This window comes from Flavobacterium sp. N2038 (assembly GCF_025947185.1).
Lineage (GTDB): Bacteria > Bacteroidota > Bacteroidia > Flavobacteriales > Flavobacteriaceae > Flavobacterium.
This window is the reverse complement of the sequence record NZ_CP110001.1, coordinates 2,450,958-2,468,289: the sequence shown is the minus strand read 5'-3', so window position 1 is coordinate 2,468,289 and position 17,332 is coordinate 2,450,958. Positions and strand designations below refer to the sequence as shown.

General features: G+C 33.9%; 12 protein-coding genes. 4 read left to right on the top strand and 8 right to left on the bottom strand.

All coding sequences use genetic code 11. From position 1 onward, the window contains the following. Window positions 1-5: 5 nt before the first annotated feature. Window positions 6-1,028: a helix-turn-helix domain-containing protein gene (locus OLM51_RS11080; protein ID WP_264550683.1), complete on the bottom strand. Its 1,023-nt coding sequence runs from the start codon at window positions 1,026-1,028 to the stop codon at window positions 6-8. 187 nt (window positions 1,029-1,215) lie between these two features. On the opposite strand from OLM51_RS11080, the gene OLM51_RS11075 reads away from it, so the two are divergent. The 3 genes from OLM51_RS11075 to OLM51_RS11065 all read left to right on the top strand — a co-directional run bounded on the left by OLM51_RS11075 (window position 1,216) and on the right by OLM51_RS11065 (window position 3,664). Continuing rightward, window positions 1,216-1,698, top strand: coding sequence for a DNA-deoxyinosine glycosylase (locus OLM51_RS11075; RefSeq protein ID WP_264550682.1), 483 nt, complete (start codon window positions 1,216-1,218; stop codon window positions 1,696-1,698). A gap of 306 nt (window positions 1,699-2,004) precedes the next feature. Beyond that, window positions 2,005-2,439, top strand: a complete 435-nt coding sequence (locus OLM51_RS11070) for a DUF6526 family protein (protein ID WP_264550681.1) — start codon at window positions 2,005-2,007, stop codon at window positions 2,437-2,439. Between the two features lie 316 nt (window positions 2,440-2,755). Beyond that, complete coding sequence (locus OLM51_RS11065) at window positions 2,756-3,664, top strand: hypothetical protein (protein WP_264550680.1); 909 nt, start codon at window positions 2,756-2,758, stop codon at window positions 3,662-3,664. Between the two features lie 301 nt (window positions 3,665-3,965). Here the strand turns inward: OLM51_RS11065 and OLM51_RS11060 are convergent, their stop codons facing one another. The 6 genes from OLM51_RS11060 to OLM51_RS11035 form a co-directional block, all read right to left on the bottom strand. Further along, on the bottom strand, window positions 3,966-5,984 hold the full coding sequence (locus tag OLM51_RS11060; protein WP_264550679.1) for a glycoside hydrolase family 97 protein: 2,019 nt from the start codon (window positions 5,982-5,984) through the stop codon (window positions 3,966-3,968). Between the two features lie 25 nt (window positions 5,985-6,009). After that, window positions 6,010-7,254, bottom strand: a complete 1,245-nt coding sequence (locus OLM51_RS11055) for a glycoside hydrolase family 71/99-like protein (protein WP_264550678.1) — start codon at window positions 7,252-7,254, stop codon at window positions 6,010-6,012. Window positions 7,255-7,456: 202 nt separating this feature from the next. Then, a complete protein-coding gene (locus OLM51_RS11050) occupies window positions 7,457-8,962 on the bottom strand; it encodes a RagB/SusD family nutrient uptake outer membrane protein (protein WP_264550677.1) in 1,506 nt (501 codons plus the stop codon). Window positions 8,963-8,990: 28 nt separating this feature from the next. Then, window positions 8,991-12,005 (bottom strand): SusC/RagA family TonB-linked outer membrane protein, encoded by a 3,015-nt coding sequence (locus OLM51_RS11045; RefSeq protein WP_264550676.1) that lies wholly within the window; start codon window positions 12,003-12,005, stop codon window positions 8,991-8,993. Between the two features lie 28 nt (window positions 12,006-12,033). Continuing rightward, window positions 12,034-13,116, bottom strand: coding sequence for a hypothetical protein (locus OLM51_RS11040; protein WP_264550675.1), 1,083 nt, complete (start codon window positions 13,114-13,116; stop codon window positions 12,034-12,036). 8 nt (window positions 13,117-13,124) lie between these two features. Beyond that, window positions 13,125-13,646 carry a DUF5004 domain-containing protein gene (locus OLM51_RS11035; RefSeq protein WP_264550674.1) on the bottom strand — a complete coding sequence of 174 codons (522 nt, stop codon included), beginning with the start codon at window positions 13,644-13,646 and terminating at the stop codon, window positions 13,125-13,127. 482 nt (window positions 13,647-14,128) lie between these two features. Here OLM51_RS11035 and OLM51_RS11030 point away from each other — a divergent pair, with 482 nt between their 5' ends. Next, window positions 14,129-15,727 carry a DUF6377 domain-containing protein gene (locus OLM51_RS11030; RefSeq protein ID WP_264550673.1) on the top strand — a complete coding sequence of 533 codons (1,599 nt, stop codon included), beginning with the start codon at window positions 14,129-14,131 and terminating at the stop codon, window positions 15,725-15,727. Window positions 15,728-15,997: 270 nt separating this feature from the next. Here the strand turns inward: OLM51_RS11030 and OLM51_RS11025 are convergent, their stop codons facing one another. After that, window positions 15,998-17,221, bottom strand: a complete 1,224-nt coding sequence (locus OLM51_RS11025) for a sterol desaturase family protein (RefSeq protein ID WP_264550672.1) — start codon at window positions 17,219-17,221, stop codon at window positions 15,998-16,000. Window positions 17,222-17,332: the final 111 nt, after the last annotated feature.

The following is a 17,332-nucleotide window of genomic DNA, read 5'->3' as shown; positions in this document are numbered from 1 at the left end:
TTAAACTAAGCTGTTATCGCCAACGAATTGAGATTAAACTTATATTCTTTTGGACTACAGTTAAATTTTTGTTTGAAGATTTTAGAGAAATAACTTCTACTCGTAAAACCAATGCAGTACACAATTTCGGAGATATTCAAGTCCGAGGTTCGCATTAAAATTTCAGCTTTTAAAACACGCATATGTGTAATATAATCATTTACAGTTCTGTTATGAATCATTTTAAAACCCTCCTGAAGTTTATTTGGTGATAACCCAGATTTTTTACTTAAAGATTTAATAGTAAAAGCTTCTTCAGGATTTGTTTTTATAACTTCTGAAAGCTCTTTTATTTCTTCCATTTCTCTTAAGGTCAGATAATTTGGTTCTCTTGAAAAAGAATTTAAATCATCAGAATGCTGCTGGATTTCCATTGCAAGAATAATTCTTAAGATTCCTTCTTTTAGTAAATTTCTAACTACACCAGTTTGAGTGATCGAGTTTAACTGCTCAATCTTTTCACCAATTTTCAAATTATAAGAACCCGCATAAAAGAATTCTTCATTCATAGTTTCCTGAAAAAAAGTTTCCCTAACCATATGACTTAAAGAATTAATATGACTTAGTTCTGAATTATTACCCACAATAATTAAAGTGAATTTTGTCTTTTTGTCCTTTTCAAAAAACAAAATATTCTCCTGATTTAATTTTGAAGTTAAAATGGCCGTCTGAAACGTTTTTAATTTTCGTTCTTCACCATTTATTCCAAAACTATGAGATAAATTACCTTTTGAACAATAAGCAAAATAAATAGGCGATGAAGCCATATTTACAATATCCATTCTCAAATCATCTGAAAAACTCATATCAAACTGAACGTATGAAATACCGTCATTAAAAGAAGCTCCAATAATAGATCCTTTGGCAAAATTATTATTCACTTCAAGCGAATATTCATCAGTATCAAAATTTACATTTCCACCAAAATTAGAATTTAATTCCTCAAATATGTTTTGATTTTTCTCTGTATGTATACGAACTATTTTCATGATGTTGCTATTTAAATTCTACGTCATCGATTACAATTTTTAGCGGCAAAAAGTATTGCCTCAAAAAACCAGAATTCAAAGTTCGCTCATGAATGGATCAAAAATGTTATATAATTTTCAGCATTTGTTTTATAATTACTTATAAATGATTATTTTAACTCAAATAAAAAATTTCTTAATTCAAAAAATGAAAAGCTTCTCTTTCTCTCCAATAAGTGCTCCCGATTCTAATTTATTGATCTTAGGCACAATGCCGGGAATCAAGTCATTAGAACTCAATCAATATTACGGGCATAATCAAAATAATTTCTGGAAATTTTTATTTACAATTTTCAACGAAGATTTTTCAAACGATTATGAAACTAAAAAAGCCCTTTTGCTCAAAAACAAAGTGGCTTTATGGGACGTTCTTCAATATTGTGATCGCATTGGAAGTTTGGACAGCGCGATTAAAAATGAAATTGCCAATGATTTTGAAACCTTTCTAAAAGATCATCCCAACATAAAAACCATTTTATTTAACGGTCAAAAAGCAGCTGCTTTTTTCAGGAAGTATGTCTCTATAGATAAAAAGTACCATCTTATTACTTTGCCATCAACAAGTCCGGCAAATGCAGGTAAAACTTTTCAGTCCAAATTAGACGAATGGAAAATTATTGGCTCGTTATAATTCCCATTAAAACGTCAAAAGATTGAAATCATATAACATTTCCAAATTATCATGTAACAAAAATCTTGGACTCCTGCATTAATTTTACTTCAGGAAATTAAAGTCATTGTCAGCGTAATACCTGCAACAAACAGGGCTTTTTTCAAATAAATATAATTAAGCAAACTTTAGCAAGTTTATATTATAAAAGCAACATTGGTTATGTTAGTTTATTTTTGAGAAAAAAAGCTATTCTATTAATACTAGGGTAGCTTTCTTTTTTTATCTTTAATCAAAAGAATCTCAAGTAATTCAAAGATCCTCCACATGAAAATTCAAACTTATTACAATCACGTAAGGTTTTATACACCACATCATTTTGTTTACTACCCCGTTTTAATTTTGTTTTTGATTAGCAGTATATACTTTGCCTTTACAACCAGCGATGCTTTAATTTGGTCCTTTATCAGCGTTGGTTTCATCTTTTTATTTTGTCTTGCCTATATGCTTCGTCAGCATTATGCTTTAACCTTGCAAAACCGAATTGTACGTTTAGAACTTCGTTATCGCTATTTTACTCTTACTGGAAAAAGACTTGAAGAATTTGAATACAAACTAACCGATGATCAGATTTTTGCACTGCGCTTTGCACCCGATAATGAATTATTACCTCTTATTGAAGATGCCTTAAAAAACAATCTTAGAGGTGATTCTATAAAAAAAGCAATCGTACACTGGAAAGCCGATTATAATAGGGTTTAAATTTTAATGCATTAAAATATTGAAATGGTTATGCTTTTTGTTTTTTACGATTAAACAGGATATAAAATAAAAACAAAAGAATCCAAACCGAAAATACTGACGCTTCTTGCAATATCAAACTTCAACTGTAAGTGCAATATTAACATTAAATGCAAAATTTGAGATTCAAAATCACTCATTAAATCCTCAAAAAAAACATACCAAACTCATTATCAGGCGAATTGTAAAAATAATAAAACCAAAAAAATAAAACGGAAGATTTTTTTTGTTAACTTTAAGTGTTAAAAATTTATCAAAAACTCTAAAAATAAATCTGATGAAAAAATTATTTTGTTTTATGATAGTTTCCCTCTTTTGGTTTTCAGCTAAGGCTCAGGATGTAGCTCAAATTCCAACAGACACTTTACCCGCCTTGCAAAATAACGCCAAAGAATTTCAGGACTACGATGCTGATGATCTCCCTTGGCACAATAGACGATTTAAAGTTTCTGCCGGTGGTTTTTTTCCTGTAAATAATACTGTAGTTCAAGTTGAAGGCAACAACGGAAATATAGGAACTGAAGTTGATCTTGAAAGTGATTTAGGATTTTCTAAATCGACTGCATCATTTTTAGGAACATTTGATTGGCGTATATCCAGAAGATCCCGATTAGGTTTTGAATATTTTGTACTAGACAGGACTGCAACAAAAACGCTGCAAAGAGAAATTAATTTCGGAGATCATACTTATCCAGTTAATGGAAGTGTTCGAGGTACTTTTAATGTACAGATTGCCAGAATTGCTTATGGCTATGCTATTCTATCTAAACCTAAATATCAAGCGGGTCTATTAATTGGAGCGCATGTCCTTTTTGCAGATTTAGGATTAAAATTAAATGCTAATACGCAAAGTGTAGAATATCATGATAATTTTAATTTTACTGCTCCACTACCAGATATTGGGATATGGGGAGAATTTGTTCTTGGAAAACGCTGGGGTTTATATGCCAACGTAAATTATCTCGCAGTAAAAATTGATGAAACTGATGGCCGAATAATAAGCTACAACTTATCGGTTCTATATAATGTTGCTCAAAACTTTAGCCTTACTGCAGGTTATACCGGTTTGAACTTTAGAATAGATACTGTTCAGGACCGATTAAACGGTTTCTTAAAATGGGGATATAACGGACCAACGATAACAGCAGTGTACACTTTTGGAAAGCATATTCAGATTCGAAAATAGAGGTACTAAGGTGCTAAGATACTGAGGGCCTAAGTTTTTTTTTACCGCAAAGAGCGCTAAGATTTACGCAAAGTTCGCAAAGGTTTTATTTCAAAGCTTTGCGAACTTTGCGCTTTTACAAAACCTCAATTATAAAAAAACTTTGCGAGCTTTGCGGTAAAATTACACTCAAAGTTACTCAAACTTGAAACCTGAAACCTGAAACCTGAAACAAAAAAACAAACCCGATAACTCTCCAGCTATCGGGTTTATTGCCAAACTTAAACTTACTTAACTTAACTCAAAATAAAACTTAACTAATTTATTTTTCGATTGGAGAGAATTTTATGGCTGTTCCTCCCCCAGCTCCCAATTTAATATTTAGTACACTTTTATTATTCACTTTTTGTTTTGAAATCGCAACCGGATAAGGATTTGTTTTATAATTTGCTCCTTCTCCATCTGCATAGATTTCTGCTTCGTATTCTTTATCCTTATCTAAAAATGATAAAGCTACTTTTAAGTCTCTCGCATTTCTGTTTGTGATTGAACCTAAATACCAATTCTTCTCATCCCAGTCTTTACGAGCAATGGTAGTATATTCTCCAATTTTAGAATCTAAAACTTTAGTATCCGACCAGGTACAAGGCACATCTTTTATGAATTGAAATTCAGGTTTCCCTACATAATTCTCCGGTAAATCTGAAGCCATTTGCAACGGACTAAAAATAATGACATACAATGCTAATTGATTTGCCAGTGTAGTTTGTACTTTGGCCCCTGAAGGCGTTTTATAATCAAAATTAAAATTTCCCGGTGTGTAATCAAAAGGTCCGGAAAGCATTCTGGTAAAAGGCAAAGTAGTTAAATGTTCCGGAGTATTTCCGCCATCTACAGACCAGGCATTGTATTCCTGCCCTCTTCCACCTTCCTGAGACATAAAATTAGGATATGTACGTTGTATACCGGTTCCTTTCATAGGTTCATGGTTATCTATCATAATATGATATTTGGCCGCAGTTTCGATTACTTTTCTGTAATGACGTGCTCCATATTGACTATCGTGCCATTCTTTTTTATCCAGATATTTGTTTACATAACCCGTTTTAACTGAGTTTACACCCATTTTTTGATACAATTTAAAAGCATCTTCTAACTGGCTTTCATAATTTTTAGTAGCTCCAGCCGTTTCATGATGTCCAATTAAACGAACATTTTTTATCGCAGCATACTTGGTAATTTCTTCCAGGTTAAAATCAGGATAGGCTTTTACAAAACTAAATGCAGATCCGTCGGCAGTCCAGTCACCATCCCAACCCTCGTTCCAGCCTTCAACCAGAACGCCGTCAAAACCATTTTTTGCAGCAAAATCAATATATTCTTTTGTATTCTTGGTGGTGGCACCATGTTTTGGACCTTGTCCCCAAGTGTATTTTTCCAGATGCATTCCCCACCAGATTCCAATATATTTAGATGGTGTAATCCAGGAAAGGTCTTCAATTTTTGAAGGATCATTTAAATTTAACATTATAGTCGATGTTGCAACATCTCCCGGTGTTTTCCCTACAACTATGGTTCTCCACGGAGTTTGAAATGGAGTTTCTGCATATACTTTTACGCCATCTGCCCATGGCACTAATTCGCTTTTATATTGTTTATTATTCATTTTTAAAAGCGTCATCGAAGCAAAATCAGTTAAATTGGCTTCATGAATGGCAACATACAATTTCTCTTTTGTTTCAAAAGTTGCCGGCGTGTTTATTGTATCTGTTTTGCTAACCGGTGTTTTGCGATAGGTACTTTCGTAATAACTATTTTCACGATGTACCGGAATCCACCAAACATCATTTTCTGATTTGAATGTAAACTGAGTAATTTCATTTGAAATTTTCACTTTACCTAAATGGGGTTGTTTTGGAAAAGAATACCTAAAACCAACTCCATCATCAAAAACCCTGAAAATAATATCAACCAGACGTTCCTCTCCTTTTGATTCTTTTAAATGAACAATCAATTCATTGTGATGATCGCGAATTTTTTTGAACTCACCCCACGGTTGTTCCCACGTTTCATCGGCTGTTTTTTCTTCGGTAGAAACTACTTCAAAACCATCTGTCATTTTCTGAATTTCCTGAAATTCAAATCCCATCAATGAAGGTTCAATCACCGATTTTCCATCTGAGGTAAAACTATATTGTGGCTGACCTGAAGCCGTTAATTCAAAAACTAGTTCGGTGTTTTTTCCGGGAGAACTGATTTTATACGTTTTTTTAGTACTACAGGCGCAAAGCAATATCGAGGCCAAAGCAATCAGGCAGTATCTATATTTTATGTTTTTCATTATTTAATTGTATTAATTACAACTCTTATTTAATTTCGCTCAATAACTGTTTTGCTTTTGCAGGCTGCATAGAAACAAAATAATTAAAAGCCTGATCTAATTTTTTCTGAGCATTGGCATCAGCTTTCTTTTCTACTCTTAGGCTATACAGTTTGCTGATTTCTGTAAAAACACTTTCGGTATTTTTTACTCCGGCAAAAGTTTTGATTTTTTCGATAAAAGAATACCCAAATTCTACCGTCGGTTCAATCATTGTGCCTTCTCCGAAATCATTCCACGTAATCAGCTGCAGGTAATTTATATTTGCATTTTTAGCCAAAGCGAGCGTTTCATCAAGTGTTGCTCCATTATTATGTTCGATAGTCCATCCAATAGCAGCACCACCTCCGCCTGCGGCATAAAAATCTTTAAAACCAGGATAAGCGCTTCCCATTGCTACACCCAATTTTGGTTTTGTATTGGTATAAAAATTCGTCAGATAACTATTGTCTTTGTACACCCATGCATATTCTCCAGAAGCATTTTCTCCTGCCATCGACGAATGATCCCAAAGTGTTAGGAAAGTTGGTTTTGTAGTCAAAGTATTAAAGACGTTTGTCCATTCTGTCGGAGTCTGCAAAACAATTGGTCCAAAATTCATTAATAGCGGTTTACCATTAATCTTGATGTAATTGGCATCAGGAAAATAATTCTTTTCTACATAAGCCAAATCTGTTTTTGCTGCACCAGTTACCGAAATCGCCTTTCCTGCATTGACAACATTGGTCAAAAATCGGTCTTCGTACACAATAGCATATTCTAAACCTACTTTATCAAGCATTTCAATAAGCTGGTCTGTATTTTCTTTGACCATTCTATAATCGTTTACGTCGTAAGTGCCGTACCAATCGATCAAAATTCCATCAATTCCTGAATATTTCATCAACAGTAAATGATTTTCGATCACATTTTTATCGCCTGAGTGATAAGGTCCAATCAGCGGATAATAGTACGATGCAATTTCTCTTCGGCCGTTTGTTCCTACGTTGTTCGGATTTTTGTTTGCCATTGTCCAGTGATATCCCCATTTTTTATCGGCACTGCTTTCGTTGGTTTCAAACCACGGCATATAGTGCATATAAATTTTGGTGCTGTTGGTTTTCTCAATCGCAACAGGGGCTATTTTTTCTGGTTCTACTGGTTTGTCTGAACCTTTATCGTCGCTACTGCATCCAGCAGCCATCGCAATACTCATCAAACCAAAAAATAACGATGTGATATATCTTTTCATACTGAGATAATATTTATTTAGAACTCATGATTACTATTTTTTTTTTGCCACTCCCGATAGCTATCGGGATAAAGATTAAAAAAGATTATTAATTTGTGAAAATCCTTTAATCTGTGGCTAAATAAAGCCTCGCAGATAATCATTTTAAAAACATGTCAGCCTTCCACGACTAACCAACATGGAAGACTGACATTTTAATAACCTAATATCCAGGATTCTGTTTTAGGTTTTTATTTGTAGTTAAAACGGTACTTGGAATTGGAAAAATAGCTCTGTATTTCTCTGTTGCATCTTTTGACCACCATGGTAGGAAAAATGTACCAAAACGAATGTTGTCTGTTCTTCTTCTTCCTTCAAATATGAATTCTTTCAATAACTCTTGATCAATAAATTTAAGATCAATTGTTGCTGGCAATTCTTCACCTGCACGAGATGCCACTTGCTGCACAAATGGTCTTGCTAAATCTGGTGAACCTAAACGAACGTAACATTCTGCCTGCATCATTAAGATTTCTGCATAACGAATTAATACAAAGTCGTGATCACGTTCCCATTGTTCTCCCGCTTTCATTTCGTATTTATGTAAACGAACACCTTCATTTTCTTTTGCATCTTCTAAACTAGTAAGATCCTCTGTATACGTTAACGGTTCTCCGTTGTCCATCATAATTACAGAACCTGTTGCAAGATTGATCTGATCGCCTTCAAGCATACATTTTTTTCTTTTGTCTGTATCTGCAAAAGTTGAATAAACTCCAGGCTGCGCGCACATTCCGTTTGCACTCCAAGGATAATTGTTTGGTATTGCAGAAATCGCTAATTTTTGATTGTAATGACAAGACATTGAGTTCATGTAATTTCCAACTGTTCCTGCTTTTGAATCGTATGGAATAGCAAAAATAATTTCTGGAGAAGTCTGGTTCTCTGTCACAAAATTCGAAAAGAAATCTGGTGTCAGACTATATCCTGTTATTTTCTGGCACATATCTAAACAATCCTGCCAGCGCGGCTGTCCAATAAATGCTTCTGAATTGAGGTATAATCTGGCTAAAACAGAATAGGCTACGTTTCTGGTAAATTTAGAATACACCACATTTGGATTTAAATATGGAATAGCATCTGTTAATTCCTTTTCAACAAAGTCATAAACTTGTTTTCTTGTTGAATTTGTCGGAAGATCTGTATCTTCAAAATTGGTTACAATTGGCACATTCCCGAATAAATCTAAAAGATTGTAATAGTAATAAGCTCTAACAGCTTTTAATTCGGCAAAAATGGGGGTTTTTGCCTGCTCAGATAAAGTCGACTTATTAATCTGATAAATAATCGCATTAATCTTTGCTATTCCGGTATAGTTGTAGCGCCACGCCGAAAGAATCATTCTGTTATCTGCTTTCCAGGTATGTTTTTGCGCATCTTGATATTGCCCTCCGTCGTACCAATTTGTCCCTCTTGTTGGAATTGTAGCTTCATCTGAAACTACTTCGTTCAAAAAGAAAACATATTCGCTAGTTGGAAAATTGTTTGAGATTACATCAGAGAATCCTCTTAATGAAGAATAAGCTCCACCTACCAGCGCATCTATTTCTTTGGTTGTATTCCCGAAATTCCCATCTTCTACCTGATCATACAACTGTTCGTTCAGATCAGTACATGATACCGTAAAAAGCATGCTTAAAAGTATCGCTGCTGTTATTTTGATTTTCATTTTTAATATTTTATGGTTATCAATTCGCTTAGTTATTCAGCGTAAAATTTAGTCCAACAGAAATAGTAGTTGGTCGAGGATAATTATTGTATCTATCAATTCCAGGAGCTGCCAAACCAGTTTTATCCATTACTCCAGTCTGACCAATTCCATCCTGAGCATTTAAACCAATCTCCGGATCTACACCTTTGTAACCTGTAATTACAAACAAGTTTTCTCCCATTACATACATTCTAAATTTAGATTTTTTGTATTTCAATGGTAAAGTATAACCAAAAGTCAAGGTCTGAAGCCTAAAGAAAGAAGCATCTTCAATCCAGTAATCAGAATACTTAGGAGCAGAAGTAATACCACTGCTTAAGAAAGAATCCGGCACATTAAAAGCTGGTAATCTGTTTGGATCGTTTAACATCATGTTGGTTGCATTTAATGCTTTTTGTCCAAACATTCCATATCCGGAAAATCCAAGATCAAAATTCCCGTAAGTAAAATTCATCCCAAGACCTAAAGTCAAATCAGGCTGAATGTTTCCTAAATCTGTTTTATCGGCATCTACCAAAACACTTTCGTCTACTACTTGTCCTGCAGCATTGTAATACTGTATTTTTCCAGTAGAATCTAAACCAGCATTTTTGAATCCCCAGAAAGTTCCAACAGGGTATCCTTCAGCAATGATTTGAGAATACTGTCCGGACATACCCGCTAAACCATGAAGAGAGCCACTATAAATAACATCTGTTTTATAAGTTGGATTAGAAAGTTTCTCGATTTTCTGAACGTTGTGTCCAAGAGTTAAATTAGCATTCCAATTGAATTTATCTCCTTTGATAATATCAGCATTCAAAGTTAGCTCTACTCCTTTATTTGACATTTCTCCAACGTTTGCCAACATTGTTCCCACTAAATATGGAGGCTGAGGCACTTCGTAAGTGTATAATAAATCTTTTGTTTTTTTAGAATACCATTCAAATGATCCTGTAATTCTGTTGAAAAGACCAAAATCGAAACCAATGTTAAGCTGTTCTGTAGATTCCCATTTCAAATCAGGGTTTGGATTTTGTTTTGGAGAATAAGCCAAACTCCAGGTTTTACTTACAGGATCGTAGTAACTGTCGTGTCCAACTCCTAAGATAGAAAGTGATTTATACTCCCCAATTCCGTCCTGATTACCTGTAACTCCGTAACCAACTCTTAGTTTTAAATTGTCTAACCAGCTTTTTGAAGATTCCATGAATTCTTCGTTAGAAATTCTCCAAGCTACAGAAGCAGATGGGAAGGTTCCCCATTTATTGTTTTCTCCAAAACGGCTTGATCCGTCGCGTCTTACGGTTGCAGTTAATAAATATTTACCATCATAACCGTAGTTAGCACGAGCATAAAAAGAAACTAAATTTGATTTTCCTTTGTATGAATACACATCGTTCAAACGATAGTTGTAACCAGCTCCTAAATTATTATAGCTAAAAGCATCTGTTACAAATCCGCCTCTCTGAGCTCCAAAACCTTCATAGATGTTTTCAAGATAAGAATATCCTGCTAAAGCACTAATGTTATGTTTGTCAATAATTTTGCTGTAATTTACATATAGCTCACCTTGCGCATTAGTATATTCATCATAAGTTCTTTGAGCAAAACCATTTTCAGTCTGCCCTTCCATAACGGCATAAGATGGTTTGTAAGTACCCGCTTTTACAGCATTGTGTTCTAATGAAATATTTGCTGTCGCAGTAAAGTCATTGAGAAATTTTACATCTGTTTTAAAATAACCCAAAAGTCTGTGTCTTTCATTATCGAAAGTTCTGTTGGTTAAAATCTCAACTGGATTTTGGTAAATATTTCCTACTACAACACTAAAATCTCCATTTGCATCATAAACTGGAATAGTCGGATTTAAGTTGTAAGCTCTTTCAAAAATTCTGTAATCAATTGGGTGCCATTTGTCGATGTTTGCAAATAATCCCATATCAAATTTTACTTCTTTGTTATCTCCTAAAAATTGATAAGCACTAACATTTCCGCTTAATCTTTCTAAACCAGATTTTTTAATAACTCCTTCATTGTTTAAGTAAGAAAGTGATGTTCTGAAACCACTGTCGGCTTTGCCAGAATTGATACTTAAAGTATGAGACTGAGAAATTGCTGTCTGCTCGATTGCTTTTTGCCAGTTTGTATTTGCTCCATAATCTACTGCATCTGCGATTTGATTTTGGCGAACATAACCTCTCCATTGATTTGCAGACAATAGATCTAAGTTATCATTAACATATCCAAAACCAGATGATCCGTTGTAAACAACTGAAACTCCTTTTGTTCCGGATTTAGTTGTAATTATAATTACTCCATTTGCCCCACGAGAACCGTAAATTGCTGTCGCCGAAGCATCTTTAAGAACGTCAACCGATTTAATATCAGAAGGCTGAACCACGTTAATATCAACTCCTGCAATACCATCAACCACAATTAATGGGCTGTTGCTTGCCGTTAAAGAAGTTCCTCCACGAAGACGGATTGTAGAACCCGCAGCCGGATCTCCAGAAGGACGAATAATACTCAATCCTGCTACTTTACCTTGCAAAACCTGCTCTGTAGAAGAAATAGTTCCTTTTAGTAAATCATCTGCTCCAACTGTAGAAATTGCTCCTGTCAAATCTGATTTTTTTACTTTTCCGTAACCTACAGAAACTACCTGTACTTCTGCCAGACTATAACCGTCATTTTGCAGACGAACTTCATAATTATTATTTCCGGTAATCTGAACTTTTTGTGTTGTTGCTCCGATAAACGAAACTTCGATTGCACTTCCTACGGCTACCTGAAGACTAAATTTACCATCAAAATCTGTAGTAGTTCCGTTTTTTGTTCCTACTTCAATGATAGAAGCTCCCGGCAATAGTGTTCCCGTATTGTCATAAACGGTTCCTGATATTTGTTTTTTCGTCTGCGCGAAAGTACCGGCAGAAAGAAAAAGCATAAAAATCATCAATACCGCTCCTTTAGCAGTCCACATTTGATGCAGGACGCTTTTTTTATTTTTACTATTCATTAGAATTGGTGTTTTAATTTAATAGTGATTATTTATCTAAAGTTTTAAGCGGAATCGTCGTATCCGAAATTGTTTTGTCTTTGTTGTCTTTAACCAAAACATGGATTTCACTTAAACCTGGGACTCCATTTAGTTCTGAAACTAAATTGACAAAACCTTTAATTTCTGCAGTTCCTCCAGTAAATTCACCAGAAATTGTTTTTGGTCCAGCGGTAATCGTGTAAATCAATTTGTTTACACCTGCTTCGTTATTTTTTCTTGACATTCCAAGAAAATCTTTTTGACTGATTTGTGACGGAAAAAAAGCGAAACTTGGTGGCGGTGGCGGAACAAATTCTCCTGCGTAAATAACCTGATCGCCAGAATTTGTTGTCCAATTCTCTGCTACCATCAGAAAATTTATCTTTTCCATTACAAAATCATCTGGAGCATTGAAGTACTGCTTAGGAATAAAATCCATTTTATAAAAACCGTTGCCTAGATCTTTCAATTTTGTTTTTGCAGCAATTTCTGGTTTTGCAGCTTCATACATTTGCAGAATAGCCCAATCATTCAAACCACCATGCATATGTACACTTGGAGTGCCAGCAAATGCAGGATTAAGATTTGCATTAAACACAATACTTACCGGTTTATCAATTAAAGGTTTTGTTGGATACGATCTAAATAATTCACCTGAAGTATAAAATGACGAGAAATCAGTATACGCCACATTAGCAACATCACTTTGTTTAGATCCGTTTTTGTTTTTCAAACGAAACCAAAATCCATCACTCTTAGCTATTTCTTCTGGGGTTTTAGAAAAATAAACAGTCGGAGTCAAAGTAAAACTCCAGATTCTGTTTCCTTCGTATTTCAGTTTTGCAAAATCTGAAGAATTTTCCCAGTGCCCAGCGTCTGGTTCAGATGGAGACCAGATCCAGATGTATAAATCTTCTGTTTCAGAAAATGTCGATGCCGACATATCAAAATACCACGTAACTTGTTCATCATATTTGTACACAACAGGAAATGATGAAATTGGCCCTACAGCTCCAGCGGCTTCTTGCGCCTGAATAAAATTAGGAGCCATCAATAAGGCAAGTAAAATTGTATATATAAACTTTTTCATATTACTTTTTAATTAATAGCATTTAATTTAAATATGTAAGACGCGAAAACGACGCCACCAGAAGAATGTGCCAATTGAATCTGCATTTCTTTGTTTTTACCTGGAACCGAAACCAATCTTAGCTCGTCTGTTTTTTGCGTTTTTTGTGCATCGCTGTACAAGTAGATTTTAGTTCCAATACCATTGGTCTGCTGAAAATCTGAGCTCAATGCCCAATATCCTTTAGGAGCAAATAACGGAGGGACATCTCCTGTTACTTCATAACTTGTTGGATTGTTCTTTTCATCTACGTTAAATTTGATTTTAAAATCTTCGTAGTTAAAATAAGTACTCAAGTTTTCTTCGTTTGGTTCGATATTATTTGCTTTCGCAACTTCATCCACCATTTTCAGATTTGTTAATCCCCAATTCCCGTTTACTTTTTCATAAAGGGTAATCGGTTCTACGTAGCTTCCGTCATCTGTGTTATCGCATCCGATCGCAAAAAAACACATCATAAAAGCTAACCAATAAAGACTTTTACATTTCATAAATTTTTGGTTTTTGTTAGTTTGTTATCCCTTTCAAAAGGATACAGCGAAACTAGACGTTAAATAAATCTTAAAAAAAAAATCCGATAAAAATCAAGATGAAATTCAAGCAATAAAAAACACAACAAGCTAATAATCAGTATTTTATATTTTTAACTATAAGTTAAAAATCAAGATGCTGTTTAGATAAAAACTCATCATTTTTTAATGGTAAAAATGACAATATGAAAAATAATCAGTATATTTTTTTCACTATACGTATATATAACTTGTTTTTATTGTATAATTGCAAATAAATTACCTGTTTTTAACATTCACAGCTTATTTTCACTCTGAAAATCACCTTTTAAAGCTATGTTATTAAACAATTTACAAGATTCCAGAAAAACAGGCTTAGCTTAATCTCAAACTTATTCTTAATTTTAAAACGAATTAACTAACTATATCTATCAACCAACCTTTTCCTAAACCAAAACAAAATCATGCAAAGAATATTGATACTGCTTTTCTTCCTGGGCGGTTTTTCTCTCGCTGCAAAAGAGACAAATCCTGTTTTAGAAGAATTAGATAAAGTGCTTCTTAAAAAAGACATTTATCTAAAACAGAAATATCGAAAAATTGAAAGCTTAAAAAGAGATGTGTCTAAGTTTACTGTAAGCCAAAATAACGAACAGCTGTATCATACTTATATGTCATTGTTTGAGGAATATAAATCTTTCAAATACGATTCGGCTTACTATTATTTAGAAGAAGCCAAAATCAAAGCTATAGTTCTCAAGGATCCAAAATATTTGGCAAAAAGCCGAATCAAGGAAGGTTTTGTTTTGCTTTCATCCGGATTGTTTAAAGAAGCAATTGACACACTGAATGTTATTAATGACCAAAAACTCGATCAGAAAAATAAATTTGAGTACTATTCGATAAAAGCACGAGCCTATTATGATTTAGCCGATTACAATAAAGACCAGCGCTTTAATATTCATTATGTACAGCAAGGAAATCATTTTCTAAAAAAAGCTCTGGAATTAATTGGAACCAACTCTAATGAATATTGGGCAGCAGAGAGCTTAAAAAGACTTAAACAACAGGATTGGCGTGGTGCCGAATTTGCATTTAGCTACTGGATTAATAATTACAAATTGCCTGCCGATTATTATGGCATTGCTACATCCAGTCTTGGGTATATTTATTCTGAACGGGGTTATACCAAAAAAGCAATTCAATATCTGGCTCTTGCTGCTATTGCCGATGTTAAAAATGCTACAAAAGAAACCGTTGCACTTCGAAATTTAGCCAACGAACTCTTTAAAATGGGCTATTTGGATAAAGCAAACGAGTACATCAATATTGCCATGGATGATGCTACTTTTTATAATGCAAGACATCGAAAAATTGAGATTTCCTCCATTCTGCCTATTATCGAAAAAGCACAGCTTAATAATGTAAAAGACAAGAATGATAAACTAGAAAAGATTATTATTCTCTTGACAATCTTAACGGTTATTATTTTTGTTTTTCTGGGCATTATTTTCAAACAATTAAAAGAAAAGAATAAAGCGCGAAAAATTATGGCCGATTCGTACTTGCAATTGCAGGAGATGAATGTGAGTTTAAGCGAAGCCAATGCCATTAAAGAAGAATATATTACCTATTTTATCAAAGCAACTTCAGCGTTTATTAATAAAATTGATCATATTCAGAAAAGTACTTTGCATAAAATCATTACCAAAAAAACAGACGAGGTTATTGCGAGTTTAAAGCGCTACAATGTCAAAGAAGAACGTGAGAATCTTTTTCATCAGTTTGATGAAATTTTCCTGAAGTTATTCCCCACTTTTGTGACCGACTTTAATCATTTATTCCCAAATGATCATAAATGTATTGTCAAAAAAGGCGAACTTTTAAATACCGAATTAAGAATTTTTGCTTTGTATCGACTTGGAATTCAAGACAGCAGTCAAATGGCAGAATTCTTAGAACTTTCTGTAGCTACAATTTATACCTACAAAACCAGGATTAAAAGTAAATCTGATTTTAAAGATACTTTTGAGCAAAAGATTATGGAGATTAAAACAATTTGATTCCCCGATCCTGCAAGGTTTTTAAAACCTTGTAGGTCTCCTATTGATTAACTCCAGTCAGTAGTATAAATAATTTAAACCTACAAGGTTTTGAAAACCTTGCAGGGAAAATTCGCCACGAATTCACAAATTTTACTTACCCAGTTAGGAAAAATAATTCGTGAATTCGTGGCGGCCTTTTTTTTATTTTACGCTCCTTTCAGATTACAAATTCACACAATAATAAAATCTGTGATCATCCGTCTTATCCGCATAATCTGTGGTCCATTTTTATTTTGAAGATTCCAATTGAAGAATTACATTCTGATAACGCTTTCCGAGGGAGAAAAGCTGCTCTGCAAAAATCATAACTGCCAGTGGAACAAAGAAAAATGTGGTTAGATTTTCTTCGTACAGGAAGTAGGTTGTCACGATAAAAAGTCGGGCATATTCGAGATAATAAATCCATTTTCGCTGTTCTAATAAAGCACCGCAATTTATTAGGGTAATCAATATAAAGGATAAAACAAAAACCTTATCAAATACATTCAGTAAATCAAAATAATAAGTAAAAACGGTTAAAAACAAAGTACAGATTCCTAATTGAATATAAAGATAATTGCGAAATCTAAGTCGTTGATGCGGATTGCTTTTATCTTGCAAAAAACGTTTTTCTAATATGGGACGAATATCCTGATCCATATGTGCGGGACTTCCAAAAACGGCTTTCCATTTTGCTTTAAATCCTTCAGAGCGCTTCCATAATTCATAAATTTCAAAATAATAATGAAAGTGCTGCCACAGGAAACTGTAACTTTTTAACGGATGGGTTAATCCGTATTTTGGTTTTTCTTCCTCTTCCTGAAAAGTTCCAAAGAGTCGATCCCAAAAAGTAAACATATCCCCATAATTTTTATCAAGATATTTTTCATCAGAAGCGTGATGAACACCATGTACAGAAGGGGTTACAAAAACATATTCTAACCATTTTATTCTCCCAATAAGCTGTGTATGGGTAAAAAAAGAATAGGCTCCATGAACGATAAGCATTGTAATTACCATTGTAGGATGAAAACCAATAAAAGGTAAAACACACCAAAATCCGGTACGAATTACCGCCTGAAATGTCGTAATTCTTGCTGCGGCCGTAAAATTAAATTCTTCACTATGGTGATGCACAATATGTGCTGCCCAGAAAAAATTTACCTCATGCCCTAATCGATGATACCAATACCAGACAAAATCAGTTGCCAGTATAAGTGCCATCCAAACAAAAACATTAGCCGGAATATCAAAGAGTTTATAATTATTGTAAATAAAATAATAAAGCTGATAAAAACTCGCTGCAATAAATAAATTGATTAATCGCTCGGCAATACCGATGCTTATATTTGAAACTGAACTTTCATAATTAAAAATTTCCGGTCTTTTTTTTCGTTGCGCCAGCTTGTATTCTAAAAACAAAAAAAGGAAAAAAGCAGGCATTGCAAACGCAAGAAAATTAATATGTTCCATTTTTAAACATTACTTTATATTGATTGATATGAACTAAAAAAAGATATTTTCATCGACCAAAAAAAAAGCAAATATGCGTTTTATGATCAATGAAAAAATCTTAATTGGACT

Coding starts and splice junctions, on each gene's coding strand:
- OLM51_RS11080 (WP_264550683.1), bottom strand. CDS start 1,028: ATGAAAATAGTTCGTATACATACAGAGAAAAATCAAAACATATTTGAG.
- OLM51_RS11075 (WP_264550682.1), top strand. CDS start 1,216: ATGAAAAGCTTCTCTTTCTCTCCAATAAGTGCTCCCGATTCTAATTTA.
- OLM51_RS11070 (WP_264550681.1), top strand. CDS start 2,005: ATGAAAATTCAAACTTATTACAATCACGTAAGGTTTTATACACCACAT.
- OLM51_RS11065 (WP_264550680.1), top strand. CDS start 2,756: ATGAAAAAATTATTTTGTTTTATGATAGTTTCCCTCTTTTGGTTTTCA.
- OLM51_RS11060 (WP_264550679.1), bottom strand. CDS start 5,984: ATGAAAAACATAAAATATAGATACTGCCTGATTGCTTTGGCCTCGATA.
- OLM51_RS11055 (WP_264550678.1), bottom strand. CDS start 7,254: ATGAAAAGATATATCACATCGTTATTTTTTGGTTTGATGAGTATTGCG.
- OLM51_RS11050 (WP_264550677.1), bottom strand. CDS start 8,962: ATGAAAATCAAAATAACAGCAGCGATACTTTTAAGCATGCTTTTTACG.
- OLM51_RS11045 (WP_264550676.1), bottom strand. CDS start 12,005: ATGAATAGTAAAAATAAAAAAAGCGTCCTGCATCAAATGTGGACTGCT.
- OLM51_RS11040 (WP_264550675.1), bottom strand. CDS start 13,116: ATGAAAAAGTTTATATATACAATTTTACTTGCCTTATTGATGGCTCCT.
- OLM51_RS11035 (WP_264550674.1), bottom strand. CDS start 13,646: ATGAAATGTAAAAGTCTTTATTGGTTAGCTTTTATGATGTGTTTTTTT.
- OLM51_RS11030 (WP_264550673.1), top strand. CDS start 14,129: ATGCAAAGAATATTGATACTGCTTTTCTTCCTGGGCGGTTTTTCTCTC.
- OLM51_RS11025 (WP_264550672.1), bottom strand. CDS start 17,221: ATGGAACATATTAATTTTCTTGCGTTTGCAATGCCTGCTTTTTTCCTT.